Source organism: Hymenobacter antarcticus (assembly GCF_039539545.1).
GTDB lineage: Bacteria > Bacteroidota > Bacteroidia > Cytophagales > Hymenobacteraceae > Hymenobacter > Hymenobacter antarcticus.
Window position 1 is genome coordinate 299,983 of record NZ_BAABDI010000002.1, and the last position, 23,276, is coordinate 323,258.

Genomic DNA, 23,276 nt, shown 5'->3' on the forward strand with positions numbered 1-23,276 from the left:
AAGGAGTTAGAGTCGAATGGATTTGCTGATGCTGCGGCCCGCCAAATTGGCCTGGAGCGTCACGTTCTCGGGCAAGCCCGTTATTTCAGCCAGGCTGACCCGCTCGCCGCGGGCCAGGTGGCCAGCCTGCTGCAGCAGGCGGCCGCCCAGGCCCCGGCGCCCGGCGGGCGCTTCGGCTGCGGCCAGCGCCGAGCTGCTGATTTTGGCGAGCCGGGCGGGGGGCGTGCCGCCATTGCGCACGTCCACGGTTATCAGCTCGCTGGTGCTGGCCAGGCTGGCGGTCGGTACCGGCAGCGTCCGGACGATTTCCGGAGTTGGAGCTGGCTTGGGAGCGAGGGCAATGGTAGAAGGTTCGGGCGTGGGCCGTGGCTCGTCAGCAACGGTGGAGCGGGCCGGGGCAGGGGCCGGGCGGGGAGTCGTGCGGGCCACTTGGGGGCGGTGGTCGGTGGCCGCGTCCGGCTGCCGGTTGGTTCCCAGGTAGTGGCGGGGCGACTGCCCGGCGGTGGCCCTGTTGGCCTTTGGAGCGGTAGATGCCAGCTCGCTGGAGCGGGTTGCCTGGGGCAGCGTATTTTTTTGCGTAGCCAGGGCACCCATTGTTTCAGGAGCCGCAGCCGTGGTCAGCGCGGAGCTGCCGGCACTTTGGGTAGCAGTAGCAGCGCGCGCCAATTCGGCCTCAATGGGTTGTTTTGAAGAAGCAGCTGGTGCCGATACAGCGGGAGCGGCCGTGCGGGTTTGCTGCGATGCGACCGCGCCGCCGGGGCCACTGCCGATGCTGCGCCCGCTCCACAGGCCCACACCGCCCGCCACCAGCAACAGCGCCACCACGGCCGCCAGGGCCATGGGCCACCAGGCGGCCGGCCGGCGCTTGCGGGGCCGCAGGTGCTCATCTTCAAGACGTTCCCACACCTCGCGGCCGGGAGCGGTGGCATGGCTATTCAGGCGCTGCCGAAACAGCTGGTCGAGGCGGTCGGAGCCGGGCTCGGGCGCGGCGCTGGGCTCAGCCTGGAGCCGCGCCCACAGGGCATCGTGGGGCGGCGTGGCGTGGCCGTCCAGTTTGTCCCGGAATAAATCGTCGATATCTTCAGGAAGCATGATAAGTGCCGGTAGTTAGGAGTGAATAGCCGGTCAGGGGAGAAAGACGACGGGCTAGTTAGTCGAGATGGCCGCGAATTGAACCCGGCGCTGGAGCATGGCGCGGGCCTTGCTCAGCTGCGATTTGCTGGTGCCTTCGCTGATGCCCAGCAGGTCGGCAATTTCCTGGTGGCCGTAGCCCTCCAGGGCGAAGAGGTTGAACACCGTGCGGTAGCCGGCGGGCAGGGTAGCCAGCAGGGCCAGCAGGTCTTCGGCCTGCAGCTGGGTATCGGCGGTGGCAGCGGTGGTGGCCAGGTTTTCGGGCTGGGCAAAGTCTTCAAACGAGAGGGTGAGCGTTTCGCGTTGGCGCAGCTGCATCAGCGATTCGTTCACCATGATGCGGCGGACCCAGCCTTCGAAGCTGCCCTCGAAGCGGTAGTTGGGCAGGGCCCGGAACATCTTGGCGAAACCCAGGAGCAGGGCTTCCTCGGCATCCTCGCGGCGCTTGAGGTAGCGCCGGCACACGGTGAGCATGAGCCCGGCCAGCTGGTCGTAGAGCTGGCGTTGGGCCCGGTGCTCGCCCCGCACGCAGGCGGCGATGAGGTCGGATTCAGTCACGGTAAGAGTGGGCAAAGTGCAGAAAGAATGGTGGGGGTCGCGCGGCAGATGCGCAAAGTGAATGAAAGGTTGCCTGGGAAAGAAAAGATACTCGCAGCGAAAAGGCCTGACCAATTGGTCAGGCCTCCGAAGGTAGAAATTGGTCTGCCAAAGGCTAGTACTGAGTGCGATAAAACCGGTGTTTGGCATCAAGCGCGAGCGGGTTCTCTTTGAACCAGGCTGCAAAAGCTTTCCATTTTCCCGGATTGTCCTTATACCACTGGTCGAAGCCGGGTTCGTCGCCCTTCATGAGCAGCCAGTAGTTGTAAGCCTCGGCATGGCCGGCCCGGGCTATTTGCTGCTGGTAATCAAAGAGGATGTTTGGGTAAGTGGCATCCCGCTTCATGGAATAATAGGCACTGATGAAATTGCTGCGAATGTGATTCAGGGAGGCCAGGTTGATGGTCTTTTCCGCAGCCACCGCCACCGCCAGTGTCGATTCGTAGGCGATGCTGTAGGGTAGCTTGAGTTTCTGGCCCTTGCCCATCGTGGAGGCGTCCATCACGGCCTGACCGAAGCTGACGGAAGCCGAGTTTTCGTCCGGGAAAGTGATTTCGCGCTTGTAAGTGTCGTAGAGCAGCTTGCTTATTTCGGCGGTGCGGCCGCTGTTGCGTTCCAGGTTCATAAACAGCTCCCCGTACATCATGCCCCAGAGCTCATTATTGGAAGCCAGGTAAATTTTGGCCGCCTGGTAATAATTGGAAGCGAAAGCCGGTGCCAACTCAATGCCCTTTTCATAATAGTCGAGTGCGGGCAGATAATTTTTCTGGGTGGCTTGTAGGTTGCCAAGCTCCAGGTGCAGAGAGCCGGAAGCCGGGAATTTACCCAAACCCTGCTCGTACGTGGCCACGGCTTTCGCCCTATTGCCCGCGAGGTCGAAACTGTTGCCCAGCAATTGAAAGGTGCGGTCGCTGGCTTCGGGCCGGTTCAGCAACGGTTCCAGCAGCGCGATGGCCGTGGTATATTCTTTATTCAGGTAGTGGGCCAGCGCTAACTCGTAGGGGTAATGGTAGTTGGCCGGTTCGAGTTGGCGGGCTTCCTCTAAAAGCTTGATGGATTGCAGCAGCTCGCCTCCATCCATGAGCTTAATTGCCTCCCGCCCCTTGGCCAGCGCCATTTCCTTGGCAGACTGTGCTTGCGCGGAGAATGCGAAGCCAGCAGTCAGCCCCAGGAGTAGTAAAAGTTTACGCATTAAAGTAGTCCGTTTTGGTAAAAAGGTGTGAAAAGAAGAGCGTTAGATTCTGGTAAACTTATGAAGAAGCGGCGTCGTAATCGTGCGGTTTGTCTACTTGCCCGGGTCGGTAGGTCGGCGGGTTGAGTGGCCCAGCTCGCCCAGCTTCCGGCCCTGCTGCCTAGCGAAGCGCAGGTGCTTGGCCTGGCCCACCACCTGGGAAGAATAAATGCCCGTGTGGCCCGAAAACAGATAGGCCACCACGCAGGCCAGGCCCAGGTACACGGCTCCGTGCCCGCCAAATAGCTCCAGCCCCATCAGCAGGCAGGCCAGCGGGGTGTTGGCCGCGCCCGCAAATACCCCCACGAAGCCCATGGCCGCCAGCAGGGCTACCGGCAATGGCAGCACTAGCGCCAGGGCGCTGCCCAACGCCGCCCCGATGAAAAACAGCGGCGTGACTTCCCCGCCCTTGAAGCCACAGCCCAGCGTGAGGGCCGTGAGCACCAGCTTCCAGGCAAAATCGGTGGGAGCCAGCGGGTGCTGAAACGCCTCCACGATAACCGGGATGCCCAGCCCGCTAAACCGGCCGGTGCCCAGGCTCCACATCAGGCCCGCCACCAATACGCCGCCCAGCACCGGCCGCAGCGGCGCATAGCTAATCTTGCCAAAAAAATGCCCCACGGCGTGCGTAAGGGCCGCAAAGCTGCGGGCAGTGAGTCCGAACAAGGCCCCCGCCAGCAGGGTGCACCCCAGCAGGAGCGGGGTGAGGGGCAGGGCCTCCAGCGTGGGGTAGGGGGTGTGGCCCACGCCCCAGGCCCGCGTCACGAGGTCGGCCACCACGGCAGCCAGGAAGCTGGGCAGGATGGCATCGTAGCGAATTGAGCCCAGCAGATAAACCTCCAGCCCAAAAACGGCCCCGGCCAGCGGTGTGCCGAATACCGACGCAAACCCGGCGCTCATGCCCGCAATCAGCAGCAGGCGGCGGTCGCGGGGGCGCAGGCCCAGCCAGCGCGTGAGCTGGTCGGCCAGCGCGCCGCCCATTTGGACGGCCGTGCCCTCGCGGCCCGCCGACCCGCCCCCCAGGTGCGTAGCTAGGGTGCCGCCCAGCACCAGCGGCACCAGCCGCAGCGGAAGCTGGCGGCTGGGTTGGTGAATCTCATCGAGGAGCAGGTTGTTGCCGCGCCCGGCCCGGCCGCCCCCGTAGTGGTAGGCCAGGCCGATGAGCAGGCCCGCTACCGGCAGCAGGGCCAGCGCCCACGGATGCCCCTCGCGCCAGCGCGTCACCCAATCCAAAGACACCAGAAAGCCCGCGGAGGCCGTGCCCGCCAGCCCGCCAATCAGACTGCCGATGACGAGCCAGCGCAGGAGAAAAAACAAGGCCGAAGCAGGAGCGGAGCCGCGCCAGGCAGCGGGTAGTAAACGGGCGAAAGCAGCGGAAAAAGCCACGGGAGCGAATGGTGTGATGAGCAATTCGGCGCGGCCCTTTGGCCGTCCGTTCCGTAGGAATCATCAGCACGCGGCGCGGAGCGGCGGCGGTTCGCGGTGGAAATCCATCACCGTTGGGCAGGCCAAAGATAGGCGGGAAAGCAGGTTTGGCGAACATGGCCGCCGAATGTTGTTAATCGTTTTTCGAATGGGTTGCCTTGGGGTGAATGTAGCTTGCGCCCGCATTCAGCTGGTTGCTGGGGCGGGCCCGGCTCAATACTGTCACCGGCGTCCTACAGCGGTTTTCAAGTTCCTGTACAGAGTTAAAAGTTGAGAGTTAAAAGTTAAAAATCAGACGTATTGGGTTTTAACTTTTAACTGTTGTCAAAAATGTACGCTGACTCGAAAACTGCTATAAAGTATTAATTGTCTTGCATGGAGTTGCTCACGGTAGCCGGCATCGGGCTGGCAGAAAACGGCGTTTCGGTCCTTAGCGGCATCAGTTTTCGGCAGCAGGCGCACCAGAAGCTGGCGCTGGCCGGCGAATCGGGCACCGGTAAAAGTACCCTGCTTCAGGTAATTGCCGGCCTGATTCAGCCCAGCACGGGCGAGGTGCGCGTGCACGGCAGCCGGGTGCGCGGCCCGGCCGAGACGCTCGTGCCCGGCCACCCCGGCGTGGCCTACCTCTCGCAGAAATCGGACCTGCCGCACTCGCTGCGGGTGGAGCAGGTGCTGCGCTACGCCAACAAAATTGCCCCCGCCGAGGCTCAGGCCCTGTACGAGCTGTGCCGCATCGACCACCTCGCCGACCGGCGCACCGACCAGCTTTCGGGCGGCGAGCAGCAGCGCGTGGCCCTGGCGCGGCTGCTGCTGGGGATGCCCGATTTGCTGCTGCTCGACGAGCCTTTTTCGAACCTCGACCGGAGCCACAAGCGCGTAATGCAGGCTATTATCGACGAGCTGGGCACGCGCCTGGGTATCACCAGCCTGCTGGTTTCGCACGATGCCGCCGACACGCTGCCCTGGGCCGATGAAATAATCGTGCTTCGGCAGGGCCGGATTGTGCAGCAGGCCGCCCCGGCCGAAATCTATCAGCAGCCGGTGGATGAGTACACCGCTGCTCTCTTCGGCGATTACAACCTCGTGCATGGGGCCGACCAGCGGGCCATGGTGCCCGGCTCCCGCCCCAAACGCGGGGCGGCGAAAAGTCCCTTACTGGTGCGCCCGGAGCAATTCGTGCTGGGGCCGGCTGGCGGCGCAGGTGTGCCGGGCACGGTGCGGGCCGTCCGGTTTTTCGGCAGCTATGTAGAGCTGGAAATTGAACTACCGGCAAACATTGTCCGGGCTCGCACTGGCTCAATGTCGTTTGAGGTGGGCGATACTGTCAGCGTTACCGTTAATGCCGGAAGCGGCTGGGCGCTTGTCGGTGGCTAATGAAAAAAAGGCGTTGGTTGCGGAGCTGCTGCTCGGAACCAACGCCTTTTTTGCCAGAATCAGAAATCAACTTAGAGCGGTTTTCAGGTTGGGGTGTGTAGCGCGGACTCTGTAGTCCGCGTTTGGTTCGTTCAGACGCGGACTACAGAGTCCGCGCTACATTCACCAACTCCGAAACCGCTCTAGTATTGGCCAATCGAAAGCAGAACCAGCGTGCAGGCTTCCTCGGTTTGAATGCCGCGCTCGTGGGCCAGCCGCTCCAGCTCGGGGTTTTCGGTGCCAGGGTTGAACAGGATGCGCTTGGGCTGCAGGCTCAGAATGTAGTCGTACCAGCCAGGTTGGTTTTGCGGGCCTACATATAAGGTTACGGTGTCGATGTCCTGGGCCTGGGGGCGGTCGGTGTGGATGGCCATGCCGGCCACTTCGCCCTTGCGAATACCAACCAGCACCACTTCATGGCCGTGGTTTTTGAGCATGTGCGCGGCCCGGAAAGAATAGCGGGCCGGATTATCGGAAGCACCGAGAACGAGAGTCTTTTTCATTGGAAAAATAATAGTGAGTGAGGGGCTGGCCAAAATGGTAGCAGGGCACCGCACTGCTGTATACTGGAAGCGGCGGTTTGGGTTAGCTGGCGGAGTACCCCGAATTTTCAATTCGGCCCGTGCGCCCGCGACCGAACGGTTATTCTGCCAACCCGCACGGGCCTTATTGGGGCGCTCTCAGAAAACGGAAAATATAGCACGTTAAGGAAATCGGTCAACTAATATCTGGCCACCAAGTTGCGAGGCTACCCTTCCCGGACCCGGACCACCGCCAGATACCCGGCCACGCTCAGCGCGGCCCCGGCCGCCAGGCCGAACGTCCAGCCCGGCCCGGCCAGCTGCCACACCGCGCCCGCGCCGAGGCTGGCCCCCAGCGCGGCCAGGCTGCTGAGCCCGCCCAAGGTGCCCAGCGCTGCCCCGGTATCGGCGCGGGCGCAGAGGTTACTCACCCACGCTTTGGCCACGCCCTCGGTGCTGGCCGCGTACAAGCCGTACAATGCGAACAGACCCGCGAAGGCCCAGCCGTCGCGGACCAGGGCTACTCCGCCGTACACCGCGGTGAAGGCCAGCAGGCCGCCCACCAGCAGCCGGCGCGGCCCCAGGCGGTCGGCCAGGTGCCCCAGGGGCCAGGCGCTGAGCACGTACACGGCGTTGTAGAGAATGTAGAGGCCGATAACCCCGGCTTCCGACACGCCCCGCTGCCGGGCCAGCAGCAGCAGAAACGCATCGGAGCTGTTGAATAAGGCAAAGACGAGCAGCCCTCCCACCACGCGCCGGTAGGCGGGCGGGGCCACCCGCCAGTAGCCAAACGAGGCCCAAAACGGTTGCGGCGGCCGGCCCGAGGGCACAGCGGGCCGCTCGCGCAGGGCGAAGGTGACGGCCACGGCCAGCACCCCCGGCACAAAGGCCCACCAGAACAGCGGCCGGAACTGGCCCGGCCGCGCCGCCAGCCAGAGCAGCGCTACGGTCGGGCCAAATACCGCGCCCAGCGTATCCATCGAGCGGTGGAAGCCGAATACCTTGCCCTTATTTTCGGGCGTGGTTTCGTCCGAGAGCAGCGCGTCGCGCGCTCCGGTGCGCAGGCCCTTGCCCAGCCGGTCCACGGTGCGGGCCAGAAACACCCACCACGGCGCGGCCAGCACCGCCAGCATGGGCTTCGATAACGCGCTCAGCCCGTAGCCCCATTGCACGAAGGGCACGCGCCGCCCCAGCCTATCCGACCACTGCCCAAAGTAGCCCTTGCTCAGTCCTGCCACGGCTTCGGCCACGCCTTCGAGCAGCCCAATGAAGAAAATAGAGAACCCAATGGATTGCAGGTAGAGGGGCATGACCGGATACAGCATCTCGCTGGCCAGGTCGGTGAAGAGGCTAATAAGTGAAAGCAGCCAGACGGCGCGGGTGATGTAGGAAAAGCGGCCCATCAGAGTGTCAGTTTTAGAGCAGTTTCCGAGTCAGTGTACATTTTTGAAAACAGTTAAAAGTTGAGAGTTAAAAGTTAAAACCCACTACGTCTGATTTTTAACTTTTAACTCTGTACATGGACTTGGAAACCGCTGTAAGGCCACGTTGGCGACGAGGCCATCCAGCGGGGCATACAGGGGCCGGAACAAGGGCCGGTCAACGGGGCCGTATACCACTTGCTCGTAGCGCGTCTGGCGTACGTCGAGGAAGTTCTCGACGTTTACCACGAGCGAGAAATGGGGCGGGAACTGCTTTTCGGCCAGTACCCCCAGCAGCCAGAAGCCGCGTCCCTGCCGGTCGCCCTCGCCCAGGTACTGCGGGCCGTTGTAGGTGCCTTCCAGGCCCAGGCGGAAGTTTTTGGGCTGCTCGTACACGGTGGTCAGCACCAGCCGGTGCTTCGAGACGAACGGCAGCTGTGCGGGCTGCGTGGCGTCGTAGGTCTGGCGGGCATCAGTGAAGGTATAGGCCGTGAAAAACTGCAGGTCTTCGATGTTGAGCCGCAGGTTAGTTTCCAGGCCCCGCGCCGTGATGGGCGAGAGCGAATTCGTAAACTCGATGATGCCCAGCGGCTGTAAAGTTGGATTCGGAATCAGGGCGTGTTCCAGACGGGTGTAAAACGCGGCCTGATTCAGCACCACGCCCAGGTCGCCGATAACTCCCTTTAGCGTCACGTCGGCATTCAGCCCCCGCGAGGTTTCGGCCCGCACCGTGTTGGGGTTGAGGGCGCGCACGCCCACGTAGGCCTGCTGCTCGGTGGCGTTGGCGAAGATGGTGGGCGCTTTGTAGCCGTAGCCGCCCCCGGCCCGCAAGGCGACATGCGGGCCGGCTTTGTACAACGCCGAGAAGCGCGGCAGCACGAACCAGCCGTAGGGCCGCTGGTAGTCGGTGCGCAGGCCGGCTTGCAGCGTCAGGTTTTCCAAGGGCTTCCAGTCGTCCTGCGCAAACAGCCCGTAGGTCTGGTACTGGTAGTCGCGAGGGTCCGTGCCCGGCACCGGGGCGGTGGTTTCGCGGAAATTATCGGTGGTCACCGTGGCTCCGAACACGGCCCGGTGCGCCCCGGCCGGCACCAGGTAGGCGGCCTCCGAGTAGGTAGAGAACTGCCGGCCCGCAAAGTAGGCGTCGCCGGCCTGAATATTGCGCGTAAACGAGCTGAGGCTGTTTTTGAGCGTCAGCACCTACCCGCCGCGCCGCCGGGCATCAACCCGGAATTGGGTGCTGTAGCGCTCCGAGCGGTTGCGCTCAATATAGCGGCGCAGGCCCACCGGTTGGTTCACGATGGCCTCGATATCGCCCCCGGTGCGGGTTTCCACGCCGGCCGTGGCTCCGAGGTACACGGTCGTGGAATCGTTGAGGTAGTAGTACAGGCGCGGGTTCACGTTGGTGAGCTGCACCTGGGGCAGGTCGGTGAAGCCGTCGCCGTCCACGTCGAAGGCCCGCTGGGTGTTTTGGGTGGCCAGCAGCGTGAGGCCCAATTGCCCGGTGCGCCCGCTGTAGAAGGCGGTCAGGTCGCGCCCGCCCTTCTGGGTCTGGTTGAGCAGCACATTCAGCTCGGGCGTGGCGGTGGGCGTTTTGGTCACCAGGTTCACCAAGCCCGCGATGGCATCGCCGCCGTACAGGGCCGAGGATGCACCCTTGATGATTCCGACCTGCCGCAGGTCCAGCGGCGGAATCTGCACCAGGCTCAGCCCCTGCGAAAAGCCGCCGTAGAGCGGGAAGCCGTCGCGCAGAATCTGGGTGTAGCGCCCGTCCAGGCCCTGAATGCGGAAGGCCACGCTGCCGGAATTGGCCGAAGTAAACTGGGGCTGGATGCCGCTGGCCTCGGTGAGCAGCATGGCCACGTTGGCCGGCTTCATGCTGCTTTTCTCATCCAGCTCCTCCGGTCCCAACACCTCGATGCGCACCGGCACGTCCTCGATGCGCGAGCCCGTGCGGGTGGCCTCCACTACCACGCCCTCCAGCTCCAGACTGCTTGGTTCCAGCTCGACCAGCGCCGGCTCGGCCGATGCTTGCGGCAGAGTGAAGGCTACGGTGCGGGGGCCGTAGCCGATGCTGGAAAAGGTGACTTGCTGCGGCCCGGCCGGCACGTTGGGCAGCTCGGCCCGGCCGTTTACATCGGTGGCCGTCCCGATTTGTAGCGCTGGAATAACAACACTCACCCCCGGCAGGGTAGTTTTGGTGCGCTCGTCGCGCACAAGCACGCGCAGCGGGCTTTGGGCCACGGCCGCGCCGACACTGCCAAGCAGCGCCAGCAGCAACAGAATAACTTTCATAATTGAGAGGGCGCAACGCGCCGAAAAGGCTGAAAAACGGGGATAAACACGAAAGGCGGCCCTCAACCGAGAGCCGCCAGGGCGGAGTTCAAACCCGTAAATCAGACTTGCAGTACGGCGTAGCGCAGGTAGAGCCGGCGCACCGGCGGCGGCGGGTTGGCCACCCAGGGCCAGGCGCTGACCCGGCCGCGTTGCCCGACGAAAGCCGGACAGGGGGCCGGGCCGGGCCGGGCCCCGCGACGAGTACTACGGCCGGCGCATCAGGCTGCGGAATCGGGGCGGGCACCTCGGCGGTCGGGGCCGTTGTAATGTAGTCGTGACTTTCGTGGGCGTAATGCTGCCGGGCCTCGGCCGCGTCCAGCTCGCACACGCCGCCCAGGTAGAGCAGCCCGAGCAAGAGGGCGAACGAACGAAACAGCAGGCGCAAGGGCAGCATGGCAGCGAGTTAGTTTCTTAAGTTGTTAGGCATTAGTTGTCGGTTGTTAGTTGGTCGATAAACAGTTGACCAACAAATAACAACGTGCAACCCGTTTACTTTTGAACGACTACTTAAAGGTAATTAGCGTTTTACCAAGGCCGCCGCGGCTTCGGCGCAACGCTCGCCGTCCATCGCCGCCGACACGATGCCACCCGCGTAGCCCGCGCCCTCGCCGCACGGAAACAGCCCGGTCACTACGGGGTGTTGCAGGGTGTCCTTGTCGCGCGGAATGCGGACCGGCGAGGAGGTCCGGCTTTCCACGCCCACAATCTGCGCGGCATTGGTAGCGTAGCCGGGAATCTTGCGACCAAAATCCTGGAAGCCCTGGCGCAGGCGCTCCGCTAAGGCCGAGCCCAGCACCTCGTCCATCGCCACCGACACCAGCCCCGGCTGGTAAGAGGTTTCGAGCAGCTCAGCGGAAGTTTTGCGCTTGAGAAAATCGCCGAGCAGCTGGGCCGGTGCGCGCTGCGTGCCGCCCGCCGCCTGGCAGGCCCGCTGCTCAATGGCCTGCTGAAAATGCAGGCCGGCCAGCGCCCCATATTGGGCCACGTCCATATCGGCCAGCTCCACGGCGGCCACAATGCCGGAGTTGGCGAAGCGCGAGTCGCGCCGGCTGGGGCTCATGCCGTTCACCACTACTTCGCCCGGTGCCGTGGCGGCCGGCACGATAAACCCGCCCGGGCACATGCAAAACGAAAAAACGCCCCGCTGCTGTCCGGCCACTTCCGTCTGGTGGACCAGCGAGTACGACGCGGCCGGCAGCAGGCCGCGCTCCGGCCGGCGGTACTGGGCCTGGTCAATCAGGGCCTGCGGGTGCTCCACGCGCACACCCAGCGCAAACGGTTTGGCCTCGATGAGCACGCCGCGGCGGTGCAGCAGCTCGTAAATGTCGCGGGCCGAATGGCCGGTAGCCAGAATCGTGGCATCGGCTTCGAGGGCTTCCCCGGTGGCCGTTAGCACACCGCGCAGGTGGTTGTTTTCGAGGAGCAGGTCCGTCACGCGCGTATCGAAACGGACTTCGCCGCCCGCCTCGATGATGGCTTCGCGCAGGGCCTGCACTACAGCCGGCAATTTGTTGGTGCCGATGTGGGGGTGGGCATCCACGAGAATGTCGGGGGTGGCGCCGTGCTGCACCAGCCGGCGCAGCACGCGGCTCACATCGCCGCGCTTGGTAGCACGGGTATACAGCTTGCCATCGGAGTAAGTGCCGGCTCCGCCTTCCCCGAAGCAGTAGTTAGACTCCGGGTTCACCAGCTGCTCTTTGTTGATGGCCGCCAGGTCGCGCCGCCGGGCGCGCACATCGCGGCCACGCTCCAGCACCACGGGTTTCAAGCCGAGTTCGATGCAGCGCAGAGCCGCGAACAAGCCCGCTGGCCCGGCACCTACAATCAAAACAGTTCGCTTTGATTGTTTCACATTTGGATAAACAAACCAGGGGCCAAAAAGCTCGATAGGAGGCGCGGTACGATAAACGTCGGCGCGCAGCCGAATAAGGGGCTGCCGCCCCCGGGCATCAATGGAACGCCGGCGTAGGTGAACAAAATCGGCTTCGCCGGGGCTTACTCCCGCCTGCGTCAGCACTGCCTCGTAGCATGCGAATTCGTCAAATGCGACTTCAGGAGGGAGCAGGATTTCCAGTTCTTGTTTCAACATATGTGTATATGAAAGGTATTTATCCTTTTGGGTTTTAGGGGCTGCCGCCCTATAGCAATTTTCAGATTATTGGAAGGGGTTAAAAGTTGAGAGTTAAAAGTTAAAAATCATGCTGTCTGTTATTTAACTTTTAACTCTCAACTTTTAACCCCTTCCAAAGACTACAAAACGGCTCTAGTTGCAAAGTTACGCCGAGGCGGCAAGCCAATCAGGTTATTTCATCGCCCACAACTACTGAGCACATCGCACTTCCTCGCTCCCGTTAACTTGCGACATGACAACACTCGCACTTGCTTCCCCTGTTTCGCGGTTGCGTTCCATCGTTAGCGGCTCTATCGGCAACCTCGTCGAATGGTACGACTGGTATGCTTACTCGGCCTTTGCGCTTTATTTCGCCCCGGTATTTTTCCCCAGCGGTGATACCACCGCCAAACTGCTCAACACGGCGGCCATTTTCGCGGTCGGGTTTCTGATGCGGCCATTGGGGGCCTGGCTGCTGGGAATTTATGCCGACCGCCACGGCCGGCGAGCGGCGCTGCTGCTGTCCGTACAGCTCATGGCCGGCGGCTCGCTGCTGATAGCCGCCACGCCCGGCTACGCTCGCATCGGAGTGGCCGCGCCGGCCTTGCTGCTGCTGGCCCGGCTGGTGCAGGGCATCAGCGTGGGCGGCGAATACGGGACCTCGGCCACGTACCTCAGCGAGATGGCCGGCCTGAAGCACCGGGGTTTCTGGTCCAGCTTTCAATACCTCACCCTGATGGGCGGCCAGCTATTGGCGCTGCTGGTGCAGCTGGGCTTGCAGCAGTTGCTCACGCCTGCTCAGCTGGGTGACTGGGGCTGGCGGATTCCCTTTGTGATTGGGGCTCTGGCGGCTCTGGGCGCGCTGTACCTCCGCACGCACATGGGCGAAACGGCCGCCTTCGAGCAGCACCGCCTGGGCCTGGCCACGGCGGGTGCCGAAGCCGAGGGCCGGGCTCCCTCGCCCAGCCAGATGCGCGCCCTGATGCAGCACCCCAAAGCGGTGCTAACGGTGGTGGGCCTCACCCTCGGCGGCACGCTGGCCTTTTACACGTTCACCACGTACGCGCAGAAATTTCTGGTTAACACCTCAGGCTTCAGCAAGGAGCAGGCTACACTGATTTCATTTGGGGTGATGGCCGTAGCGCTGTTATTCCAGCCGCTGCTGGGCGCTATTTCCGACAAAGTGGGCCGGCGGCCAGTGCTGCTCATGTTCGGGATTGGGGCCACGCTGGGCACCGTGCCACTGCTGCGTCTGCTGGCTCAGACGCAGGATGCGTGGGAGGCGGCCGGGCTGCTTATCGCGGCCCTGTTTGTGGTCAGCGGCTACACGTCCATCAGCGCGGTGGTGAAGGCCGAGTTGTTTCCGACTGAAATCCGGGCGTTGGGTGTGGGGCTGCCCTTTGCCCTGACCGTGGCCATCTTCGGCGGCACGGCCGAGTACGTGGCCCTCTACGCCAAAAATCAGGGCGTGGAGGAGTGGTTCTACTGGTACGTGACGGGCTGTGCGCTGCTTTCGCTGCTCGTGTATTGGCGCATGAGCGAGACGCGGGCGGAGAAGGGCCGGATGGCGGAATAGAACGCCCTTTCTCCGCCGCAGCTGTTATTTTCGGGGTGCTTCTTTTTTTAGGCGACGAAGCCAGGGTTGGCCTTTTAAGGCACCTGGCAATATGTTTTCGACTAAATACACGTATTTCCAGGCAGATGCATAGTCTTGCTTAAAGGTGTAAGCAGCACCCAGTTTAGAGTAGGCATTAACATAAGCCAAGGCATTAGTTTTTGCGTCCATCGAATCTGCCAGAAATAATTGTAAATCGTGTATTGCACCATCTAGCAGGCCCGCCTCCTTTTTCGCCGCATACAATTCCAACCGGGTGGTGGCCATGTCCACAAGCAACCGTTTGTTCGAGCCGTCCAATCGATAAGCGGTTTGGAAGTAGCCCAACGACTCGTCGTATTGTTGACGCTGGCCCATGACGACCCCAAAACCCCAAAAAGCACCGGCGTCGGTGCTATCGAGCAGCCACGCTTGATTAAACCGCTTGATGGCGGTTACCGGGTCTTGCGCCCGCATGTAATCCCATCCCCGGGCAGAAAAGGCTTTCGCGGCTTCCGGGCGACCAGGAAACTTTTGGTCGCAATAATTCAGTAGTTCCTGGTCAGCTACCAGCAATTCTGAGCGTTTAGGCATATTACCGTAGCGCGGCAACAAATTGCTGGCACTTTTCGGGAGGGTCTGAGCTGCGACAGGTTGCAACAAGCCCATCGAGCTACCAATAATAAGCAGAAGCCGAAAAGCTTTCATAACTGTATGAAGGGTAATTCTGAAATTAACTCATACCCCCACACTCTGCTCCAGCACCTCATCCACCCAGCTTTTGCCCCAGTCTTCCAGCTCCTGGGCGGACCACAGCTCGGGGTAGAAAATGCGGCGCTGAAACTTGGGCGGCAGATACTCGCGCCAGTTGGTTCCGCCCGTGGCGGCCACGTCGGTGGGGTTGCGCTGCAGGTAGCGCACCGCCGATTTGAAGTGCATCAGCGGCCAGTTCACGTTCACGCTCACGTCGAGCTGGCGCATGGCGCGCAGCAGGCGGGGGTGGTGCTGGTCGTCGTCGGGCAGGCGCTGCACCACGGCCCACAAGTTACGGTTTTGGTAGGTCTCGGCATGGCGCACGAGGTCGGCGGTGTACTTGCGCTCAAACTCAATTAAGGTCAGGGCCTTGGCCCCGCTGGCTTCCACGGTGGCCCCGGCTTTCCAGTAGATGCAGCCCAGCAGCTGGTTGTGGTCGTGGGCGGAAGCCTCGCCCAGGGCCTGGCGCTTGGCCTCGTCGGTGAGGTTGCTGAGGCTGGTGCTGGCAATCTCAATCATGCGGTACTGCACCGACTGGAAGCCCGAAGCGGGCATCAGGGCCATGCGAAAGTCGAGAAACTGCTGCTTGTCCATGCCGTCAACCATCACATCGAATGAGTCGATGAGGTTGTCGAAATACCGGTTGATGCGGCCAATGCGCAGCACTACTTCGCCCAGCGTGGGCTGTTCGAGGTTGCCGAGCTGCTCGTACTCGCAGAGGCAGAGCTTGAAATACAGCTCCGAAATCTGGTGGTACATGATGAAAATCCGCTCATCGGGGATGTTGGTGAGCGGGCGTTGCAGCGAGAGCAGCGTGTCGAGCTCGATGTAATCCCAGTAGTTGACGTATTTGGCGTGGTAGAGGCCTTCGAGGTAGGCGGCGAGGTCCTGGCCATCGGGCGCGTATTTTTCCTGAAGTCGGCGTAATTGCGCCAGTACGGCCGGCGAAAACTCGTCCGGGGCGGGAGGGGAGGACATGTAGAGGGATGGTGAGTGGGACGGGTGGGAAAGGCTGGGTGGGCCCGCGACAAATATCGACAAATTACTGACTTCGCAAACCTGGCAATTGGGCGGCCTGCCGAACAATTCGCAACCATAGTGGTTTCGCGGCGTCTTTGGAAGGTGAACTTCTGCCAATTGCCCGCCGCCGTCGATATATTCCGTTCTTTGCCCTGGCAAAACAGCCGACTTCCTGGTTGGTTTGGCGTGCATCCGCTACTTTTAGCCATACTTTTACGATGTACGGCGTAAAGCCCATGGCTGAGAAATCCAGTATTTTTGATATGATTGGGCCCGTAATGATTGGGCCCAGCTCGTCGCACACGGCCGGCGTGGTGCGCATCGCGCGGGCGGCCATCCGGATGCTGGGGGCCGTGCCGACGGAGGCCGTGGTTACGTTCTACAACTCGTTTGCCCGCACCTACGAGGGGCACGGCTCCGACCGCGCCATTGTGGCTGGCCTGCTGGGCTACCCCGCCGATGATACCCGCATCCGCACGGCCTTCGAGCACGCCGCCGAAGCCGGCCTGCGCTACACGTTTCAGAGCGTGGCCAATGCGTCCACGATGCACCCCAATACTATTAAGCTCAACCTGCTGAATGGGGCTACCGGCCACCGCGTTGAAATAGTGGGCCAGAGCCGGGGCGGGGGCGTTATCCGCATTGTTGAGGTCGACGGTTTTCCGTCGGATTTCTCGGGCTCGCTGCATACGCTCATCGTCGATGCCCATGACGTGCCCGGCTCCATTGCCTTCATTGCCTCGGTGATTGCGCACGACGACTGCAACATTGCCACCATGTTTGTGAGCCGCAAGGGCCGTAACGACGCGGCCCGGCAGTTTATCGAAATGGACAGCCCGATTAAAGAAATAACGCTCGCCTACCTGCGTCAGCTGAGTTGGGTGCAGCGCATTACCTACATTCCCACTTTGGACTAGGGGCGATGCGGTGTAATTAAATACCGCTGCCCATCGATTTATCTACCCCTTTGAAGCACCATTTTTCTGCGTGATGAAACGAGCGACTACCCGAATACCGCGCCCCGCCCGGCCGCTGGCCCTGCTGGGCTTGTTGGGCGCTAGCCTGACCATCGCGCCCCTGGCGCAGGCCCAGAACCCCGCCCCGGCGGTGCTGGGCCGACCGGCCGCAACCCCGGCTCCCTCCGGCCCCTGGACGCTGCAGGCGGCCGTCGACTATTCCCTGACTCACAACCTGGGCGTGCGGCAGTCGGAGCTCACGGCCCAGCAGCAGGAAGCCAACCTGCGCCTCAACCGCGCCGCGCTGCTGCCCACGCTGGGCCTGAACGGTACGCAGGGCTTCAACTTCGGCACCAACCGCGACCCGTTCACCAACCAGTTTCAGCAGCTGAACGTGCGGTCGAACAACTTCACGGCTTCGGGGCAGGTCACGCTCTTTTCGGGCTTTCAGCTGCGCAATACCATCAAGCAGGGCCAGCTTGATGCCCAGGCCTCGCGGGTGGACATCGAGAAATCCCGCAACGATTTGTCGTTGAACGTGGCCTCGTCGTTTTTGCAGCTGCTGCTGGCCCAGGAGCTCATTCGCGCCTCCGAGGCGCGGCTGGCTACGGTGCAGGCCCAGGTTTCGCGTAGCGAGAAGCTGCTGAAAGCCGGAGCCGTGGCCGAGGGCAACGTGCTCGACAGCCGCGCCCAGCTGGCCGGCGAAGAGCGCACCCTCGTCACGGCCCAGAACCAGCTGGCTCTGGCCCAGCTGGCCCTGGTGCAGCAGCTCAACCTGGACCCCGCCGCCGCCAACCGCTTCGAGGTGGTGGTGCCCACCCTGCCCGACCCCAGCACGCTGGCCACCACGGCCACCGTGCCCGACCCCACGGCCACCTTTGAGATTGCGCGGCAGCAGCAGCCCGAAATCAAGGCCGCCGACCTGCGCGTGGCCAGCGCCCGGCGCGGTCTGGAAATTGCGCGGGGCGCTTTTTACCCACGCCTGACTTTGGCGGGAGGCATTTCAACGGGCTTTTCGTCGGTGCGCAGCCAGTCGGTGCGCGTAAGCGGCGACCCGATTCCGGTGCCGGTGCTGCAAATCAATCCGGCCGCGCCGGGAGGCTATTCGGCTTCGCCCTACGTGCTGCTCTCGCCACAGACCACCTTCGAACCCCTGCCTTACCGGTTTCTGGACCAGCTGGCCGACAACCGGGGCGAATTCCTGCAGTTCTCGCTCAACGTGCCCATCCTGAACGGGCTGCAAACCCGCGTGGGGGTGCAGCGCGCCCAGGTCAATATTCAGCAAGTGGAGCTCCAGGCCGAGCAAACCCGCCTGCAATTGCGCCAGACCATTCAGCAGAGCTACGCCGATGCCGTGGCGGCCCAGCGCCGCTACGCCGCCAGCGCCCGCCAGGTGGAGGCCCTCACGTTGTCTTTCCGCAACGCCGAAATCCGCTTCAATAATGGCTTGTTGAATGGTACTGATTTTAACATTGCCCGCAACAACCTCACGGCCGCCGAGTCGGACATGATTCAGGCCAAATACGAATTCTTCTTCCGGAGCAAAGTGCTCGACTTTTACCAGGGCAAGCCGCTCACTCTCTAATCATTTAACAAGTAGCATTTATCATTTAACACGCTATTCGCTCAATCCGGCGCCTTTTGGTGCCAGACGAACGACTGTTAAATGTTAATTGATAAATGTTAAATGAAACCTTATGAAAAACAACCGTTTACTCTTTATTCTCATTGGCATTGCCCTGGCGGCCATCGTGGGTTACACCGTAGCAAAAAAGAAGGGCTGGATTGGCAAGCCCGTGGGGGTGGAGGTGCTGGCCGCCACTGCCGGGCCGACCAATATCGTGGAGAAAGTAAGCGCCTCGGGCAAGGTGCAACCCGAAACCGAAGTAAAAATCTCGCCCGACGTTTCGGGCGAAATCATCGAGCTGTATGTGCAGGAGGGCGACTCGGTGCGCAAAGGCCAGCTGCTGCTCCGCATTCGGCCCGATAACTACCAGGCCCAGGTGAACGTGCAAAGCGCCCAGGTGGGCACCCAGCGGGCCAACGTGGGCCAGGCCCAGGCCCGCCTCCAGCAGCTGATTGCCGCCGCCCGGCAAACCGAGCTGACCTATCGCCGCAATGCCTCGCTGTATAAGCAGAAGGTGATTTCGCAGTCCGAATACGAAGCCAGCCAAGGCGCCTACAACGCGTCGCAGGAAGAAATTAACAGCGCCCGGCAGTCCATCCGGGCTTCGCAGAGCACTGTGACTGCTGCCTCGGCCTCGCTGGAAGAAGCCCGCAAAAACCTGAATAAAACCACTATTTACGCCCCTGTTAGCGGCACGGTGAGCAAGCTCAACGTGAAGAAGGGCGAGCGGGTAGTGGGCACCACCCAGATGGCCGGCACCGAAATCATGCGCATTGCCAACCTCAACAACATGGAGGTGCGCGTGAACGTGAACGAAAATGACGTGAACAACGTGAACATCGGCGACTCGGTGGAAGTGGAAGTAGATGCCTACACCAGCAAAAACGAGAAGTTCCGCGGCTTGGTTACCAACATCGCGAACACGGCCAAGGATGCCCTCACGGCCGAAGCCGTGACCGAGTTTGAGGTGCGCATTCGGCTGCTGCCCGAAAGCTACAAGCACTTGCAGCGCGTCGTGCGCGGCAAAACCATCGTGCCTTTCCGGCCCGGCATGACGGCCTCGGTGGACATTATTACCGACCGGAAATCGGGCGTGCTCAGCGTGCCGCTGGCGGCCGTCACCACCCGCTCCGACTCGGCCAACGTGAAGGCCGACGAGAAGGGTGGCCCCCGTGTGGGCTCCGGCCGCGGCAGTGGCACCGCAACGGCCGTGACGCCGGGCGGGGCTCCCAAAGCGGAGATTCAGGAAGTGGTATTCGTGATTAAAAACGGCAAGGCCGTGCTGACGCCGGTGAAAACGGGCATCAGCGACTTCCAGAATATTCAGATTCTGAGCGGCGTGCAGGCCGGCGACCAAGTGGCCAGCGGCCCCTTCCGCGCCGTAGCCAAAAGCCTGAAAGACGGGGTAGCCGTGGAAATCAAGGACGCGAAAAGCCTCAATAAGGAAGCGCTGAAAGAGGACGCGGAGGCTGATAAATAACCGCATCGGAGAACCCGCTGACGGAAAACAGAACGTCATGCTGAGCTTGTCGAAGCATCTCTACCACGCAAGTAATTAGTTGCTACGGTGGTTAAAGTGCTTTGATTACGCGCAGCATGACGTTCTTGCTTTATTGCCCGTAACAGGCTTGAATTTTACAAAAAACCTACCACTTGGAAAAAATAGCCATGCTCGGCGGCGGCTCCTGGGCCACCGCGCTTACCAAAATTCTCAGCGAAAACGGGGCCCGCGTGGACTGGTGGCTGCGCTCGAAGGACGATGTGCAGCACCTGCTGCGCACCCGCCACAACCCGCGCTACCTCTCGGCCGTGCAGTTCGACCTGAACCGCGTGTACCCCACCACCGACCTGACCGACGCCGTGGAAGAGGCCGACTGGCTGGTGCTGGCCGTGCCCGCCGCCTACGTGCAGCCCGTGCTCGACAAGCTGGACCGTGACCTGCTGAAGCATAAAAAGGTGATTTCGGCCATCAAGGGCATGATTCCGGGTAAGAACCAGCTCGTGACGGATTACGTGGCCGAGCGGTTCAAACTGGGCCGGCATCAGCTGGGCGTCATCGCCGGGCCCTGCCACGCCGAGGAAGTGGCCCTTGAAAAGCAGAGCTACCTCACCATCGGCTCGCCCGACGCCGGGCTGGCGCTGGAGTTTTGCGAGCTGCTGCGCAACCGCTACGTGCGCGCCTACCCGGCCCAGGACCTCGACGGCATCGAGTACTGCGCGGTGATGAAAAACATCATTGCCCTGACCGGCGGCATCGCCCACGGCGTGGGCTACGGCGACAATTTCCTGGCGGTGCTGGTGAGCAATGCGGTGCAGGAAATCCGCCGCTTTTTGCAGGCCATCAGCCCGCAGCCGCGGGATTTGTCGGCCTCGGCCTACCTCGGCGATTTGCTGGTGACGGCTTATTCGCAGTTCTCGCGCAACCGCACGTTTGGCAGCATGGTGGGCCGCGGCTACTCCGTAAAATCAGCCCAGCTGGAAATGAACATGGTGGCCGAGGGCTACTTCGCCGTGAAATCCATTCACGAGCTGAACAAGAAGCTCAAGGTGAATATGCCCATCACCGAGGCGGCCTATAATATTCTGTACGAGCGCATTTCGCCGGCCGTGGAAATGGAGCTGCTGAAGGAAAAGCTGCGGTAATCATCAATAGTAGTTGGCAGTTGCTCGTTATCCGTTGTCAGGCCTATCGTAATAAACTGCCTGACAACTGATAACGAGCAACGGACAGGCTGTTTGCTTTTGAACGGCTGCTTAGATAACTCAGGATTCTTATGAACTGGCTCCCGCTTGCCCTGCTCACGGCGCTGTGTCTGGCTCTCTACAACTTCTTCATTAAGCTCGCCGCCGACCATGTGCCGCCGGCCGTGGGTGCGGTGGTGCTCCAGCTGGTGGCGGCCGGCCTGGGCGGCGCGTGGCTGCTGAAACTAAAGCTGCAAGGGCAGCCGCTGGCTATTTCGGGCAAAGGGTTGGGGCTGGCGGCGCTGGCCGGGCTGGGCGTGGGGCTGGCCGAAATTCTCACCTTCGTGGTGTTTCAGCGCGGCGTCAACTCTTCGGTGGGCACGCCGGTGATTGTGGGCGGCTCGGTGCTGCTCACGGCGGTGCTGGGGCTGGTGGTGCTGCGCGAGGCGCTGACGCTGCCCCAGGCCGGGGGGCTGCTGCTGATTGTGGCGGGCATTGCGCTGTTGGCGCGGGGGCATTAATCAGCCAGTCTGTTTCAAGTCAGGCTTGACCGTAGTTTTCAGGTTTGTTTACCCTTTTGCAGTGAGTTAAAAGTTAAAGCTCGTTTTATAGGATTTTTAACTTTTAACTCTCAACTTTTAACTCAGCACACAACAAGCGAAACTGCTCTAGTCGTGCCGCCAGGACTTGGTGTTCAACTGATAATTCTTAGGTACGCGGTAGATTTCGACTTCACCATTGTGGTAAGCCGGCGGGAAGGTGAAGAGCGGCTGGAAAAAGCCCCGCTTGCCGGGAAACGCCACCACGTAGGAATAGCGGGTGCCGGGCCGCTGGTCGTTGTCGATTTGCCAGGTCCGTTCCCGCACCTGAGAATGCGCGTAGAAACGGAAGAACAGGTTGTGGGTAGGTTCGGGCACCAGCACGGGGCCAGCGGGCTGGGAAGCCAGCCAGCGCAGGCCCTCGTGATAAGCGGCATTGGTGCCGCGAGCGCCCGGATTGACCCGGATAACGCTGTAGGTCTCGTAGGTGCCGAACAGCACGGCGAGCGTAACAAGGGCCGGCCGCAGCCAGCGCCACTCCCGGGCCGACCATCGCGCAAGCGCCCAGTCAATTACCAGGCCCGCGAGAATAAAGAAAAAAGCGGCTTTGTAGAGCATTACCCGTTCGGGCGGAAAAACCCGCTGCACGATGACAACGGCGTACGGAAACGCCATAAACCACAAGGCGGGCACGCCCAGGTCCCGCAGTTGGTGCGCCCGGTGCTCGTCTAGCTGGCGGGTCCGGGACAGGTGGAACAGCCAGCCCAGCAGCGCCAGCACGGGCAGGGCTACCAGCGACCCCAGGGTGCGCTGGCCGGCCAGGAAGCCTTCATTATGCCAGAGGTAGCCGGCCAGACCCGTCCAGAATGCCCCCGGAGCCAACGGGGCCACGTAGCCATTGCCCACAAATACCGATAAGCCGGAAACGAGTAGGAGCGGGGCGTAGAGCAGCACCGCACCCGCTCCAATCGTGAACCCCACCCCCGCCAGCAGCCCCAATCGCGGCCATTGCCGCCGGCGCAACACCCCCAGCCCCAGCCAGGAAAATGCCGAGGCCAGTACGTACACAAACGGCGGCACGGTGTAGCAGCCCAGCACGCCGGCCAGGGCCAGCCCCGCCCAGGCCGCCCGGTGCCGGCCCCGCGCCCGGTCGAGTTCCAGGGCACTAAAAAATACCACCACGGCCAGTAAAATCAGCAGCCAGTAGCCCCGGCCTACGGCCGCATGGTACAGGCTTAGCTGCAACCCGCTGAACAGCCCGACCGCCGCCAGCGCCACCCGGAAATTGCTGCGCCGCACCACCCCCGCGAACAGCAGCACCGTGGCCGCCGAGCTGATGAGCAGCACCGGCAGCCGCATACTCCACCAGAACCCCGGGTTCAGCTGGTAAAACAGCAGGCTGATGGTGTTCGATAAAACGTGGTTGTTGGGAATGGGATAGTAGGCGCTGGTAGCCAGCAGCCCCTTGCTCACAAACACCTCGTAGGAAACCGCGTCGTCGTATTCGGGATTAGCGAAGCTGAAATACACGCGCACGACCGTGAGCAGGGCCAGCAGCGCCCCGGCCTGATTGCGCTGGCGGTGGCTCAGTTCGCGCAGGGCCCGGCGCAGGCCGGTGCCGGCCCGGCCAATTTCCTGGCCGAGATACCGCAGCTCGTGGCGGCCGGCAGCGGGCAGAGCCATGCGTGCCAGCAGGCCAGCCAGCAGGAGGGAGCCAATGGCCAGCTCCTGCCGCGCTGCGGTCAATTCGGCCGCCGTCAGGGAGGTGATATGCCAATTGTAGAAAGGGAAAATCTGGTCCAGCGCCCGGATTTCAGCCCAGCTGGCGGCATACAGTACCAGCGCGGCGTAGCCGGCGCAGGCCGCCAGCAAGAAGGAGGCGATTATGGCGAAAAACCGGGGCGTGGGCTCCGTCATCATCC

At 62.2% G+C, this 23,276-nt stretch carries 20 protein-coding genes and 1 riboswitch; of the genes, 7 read left to right on the forward strand and 13 right to left on the reverse strand.

Annotated features, from left to right (window positions below; translation table 11 throughout):
• Positions 1–6 precede the first annotated feature (6 nt).
• The 4 genes from ABD819_RS03195 to ABD819_RS03210 all read right to left on the reverse strand — a co-directional run bounded on the left by ABD819_RS03195 (position 7) and on the right by ABD819_RS03210 (position 4,345).
• A complete protein-coding gene (locus ABD819_RS03195; protein ID WP_345120898.1) occupies positions 7–1,092 on the reverse strand; it encodes a hypothetical protein in 1,086 nt (361 codons plus the stop codon).
• 54 nt (positions 1,093–1,146) lie between these two features.
• On the reverse strand, positions 1,147–1,704 hold the full coding sequence (locus ABD819_RS03200) for an RNA polymerase sigma factor (protein WP_345120900.1): 558 nt from the start codon (positions 1,702–1,704) through the stop codon (positions 1,147–1,149).
• Positions 1,705–1,843: 139 nt separating this feature from the next.
• On the reverse strand, positions 1,844–2,920 hold the full coding sequence (locus ABD819_RS03205) for a tetratricopeptide repeat protein (RefSeq protein WP_345120902.1): 1,077 nt from the start codon (positions 2,918–2,920) through the stop codon (positions 1,844–1,846).
• Between the two features lie 93 nt (positions 2,921–3,013).
• Entirely contained in the window at positions 3,014–4,345 is a 1,332-nt protein-coding gene (locus ABD819_RS03210) for a chloride channel protein (protein WP_345120904.1), read from the reverse strand.
• 47 nt (positions 4,346–4,392) lie between these two features.
• A riboswitch (Fluoride riboswitch) is annotated at positions 4,393–4,466 on the reverse strand.
• 293 nt (positions 4,467–4,759) lie between these two features.
• On the opposite strand from ABD819_RS03210, the gene ABD819_RS03215 reads away from it, so the two are divergent.
• Positions 4,760–5,758: an ABC transporter ATP-binding protein gene (locus tag ABD819_RS03215; RefSeq protein ID WP_345120906.1), complete on the forward strand. Its 999-nt coding sequence runs from the start codon at positions 4,760–4,762 to the stop codon at positions 5,756–5,758.
• A 182-nt stretch (positions 5,759–5,940) separates the two neighbouring features.
• Here ABD819_RS03215 and ABD819_RS03220 read toward each other — a convergent pair whose 3' ends face one another.
• From ABD819_RS03220 to ABD819_RS03245, 6 genes are all read right to left on the reverse strand, one after another.
• Positions 5,941–6,300, reverse strand: a complete 360-nt coding sequence (locus ABD819_RS03220) for a CoA-binding protein (protein WP_345120908.1) — start codon at positions 6,298–6,300, stop codon at positions 5,941–5,943.
• Between the two features lie 245 nt (positions 6,301–6,545).
• Positions 6,546–7,721 (reverse strand): MFS transporter, encoded by a 1,176-nt coding sequence (locus ABD819_RS03225; RefSeq protein WP_345120910.1) that lies wholly within the window; start codon positions 7,719–7,721, stop codon positions 6,546–6,548.
• Positions 7,722–7,805: 84 nt separating this feature from the next.
• Complete coding sequence (locus ABD819_RS03230) at positions 7,806–8,936, reverse strand: TonB-dependent receptor plug domain-containing protein (protein WP_345120912.1); 1,131 nt, start codon at positions 8,934–8,936, stop codon at positions 7,806–7,808.
• Entirely contained in the window at positions 8,937–10,031 is a 1,095-nt protein-coding gene (locus ABD819_RS03235; RefSeq protein ID WP_345120914.1) for a TonB-dependent receptor, read from the reverse strand.
• An 88-nt stretch (positions 10,032–10,119) separates the two neighbouring features.
• A complete protein-coding gene (locus ABD819_RS03240; RefSeq protein ID WP_345120916.1) occupies positions 10,120–10,467 on the reverse strand; it encodes a hypothetical protein in 348 nt (115 codons plus the stop codon).
• Positions 10,468–10,590: 123 nt separating this feature from the next.
• Entirely contained in the window at positions 10,591–12,162 is a 1,572-nt protein-coding gene (locus ABD819_RS03245; RefSeq protein WP_345120918.1) for an NAD(P)/FAD-dependent oxidoreductase, read from the reverse strand.
• 310 nt (positions 12,163–12,472) lie between these two features.
• Between ABD819_RS03245 and ABD819_RS03250 the strand changes: the two genes are divergently transcribed.
• A complete protein-coding gene (locus tag ABD819_RS03250; protein ID WP_345120921.1) occupies positions 12,473–13,759 on the forward strand; it encodes an MFS transporter in 1,287 nt (428 codons plus the stop codon).
• 24 nt (positions 13,760–13,783) lie between these two features.
• Here ABD819_RS03250 and ABD819_RS03255 read toward each other — a convergent pair whose 3' ends face one another.
• Positions 13,784–14,485: a tetratricopeptide repeat protein gene (locus ABD819_RS03255; RefSeq protein WP_345120923.1), complete on the reverse strand. Its 702-nt coding sequence runs from the start codon at positions 14,483–14,485 to the stop codon at positions 13,784–13,786.
• A 30-nt stretch (positions 14,486–14,515) separates the two neighbouring features.
• Positions 14,516–15,508 (reverse strand): tryptophan 2,3-dioxygenase family protein, encoded by a 993-nt coding sequence (locus tag ABD819_RS03260; protein ID WP_345120925.1) that lies wholly within the window; start codon positions 15,506–15,508, stop codon positions 14,516–14,518.
• A gap of 278 nt (positions 15,509–15,786) precedes the next feature.
• Between ABD819_RS03260 and sdaAB the strand changes: the two genes are divergently transcribed.
• The 5 genes from sdaAB (at position 15,787) to ABD819_RS03285 (ending at position 21,336) form a co-directional block, all read left to right on the forward strand.
• Positions 15,787–16,467: an L-serine ammonia-lyase, iron-sulfur-dependent subunit beta gene (gene sdaAB, locus ABD819_RS03265; protein ID WP_345120927.1), complete on the forward strand. Its 681-nt coding sequence runs from the start codon at positions 15,787–15,789 to the stop codon at positions 16,465–16,467.
• Positions 16,468–16,540: 73 nt separating this feature from the next.
• Positions 16,541–18,091: a TolC family protein gene (locus ABD819_RS03270; protein ID WP_345120930.1), complete on the forward strand. Its 1,551-nt coding sequence runs from the start codon at positions 16,541–16,543 to the stop codon at positions 18,089–18,091.
• Positions 18,092–18,203: 112 nt separating this feature from the next.
• The gene (locus ABD819_RS03275; protein ID WP_345120932.1) at positions 18,204–19,613 is read left to right on the forward strand and encodes an efflux RND transporter periplasmic adaptor subunit; all 1,410 of its coding nucleotides are present in this window, start codon (positions 18,204–18,206) and stop codon (positions 19,611–19,613) included.
• A gap of 173 nt (positions 19,614–19,786) precedes the next feature.
• Positions 19,787–20,776: an NAD(P)H-dependent glycerol-3-phosphate dehydrogenase gene (locus ABD819_RS03280; protein ID WP_345120934.1), complete on the forward strand. Its 990-nt coding sequence runs from the start codon at positions 19,787–19,789 to the stop codon at positions 20,774–20,776.
• A gap of 131 nt (positions 20,777–20,907) precedes the next feature.
• On the forward strand, positions 20,908–21,336 hold the full coding sequence (locus ABD819_RS03285; protein WP_345120936.1) for an EamA family transporter: 429 nt from the start codon (positions 20,908–20,910) through the stop codon (positions 21,334–21,336).
• A 147-nt stretch (positions 21,337–21,483) separates the two neighbouring features.
• Here the strand turns inward: ABD819_RS03285 and ABD819_RS03290 are convergent, their stop codons facing one another.
• Entirely contained in the window at positions 21,484–23,274 is a 1,791-nt protein-coding gene (locus ABD819_RS03290; protein WP_345120938.1) for a hypothetical protein, read from the reverse strand.
• Positions 23,275–23,276 lie beyond the last annotated feature (2 nt).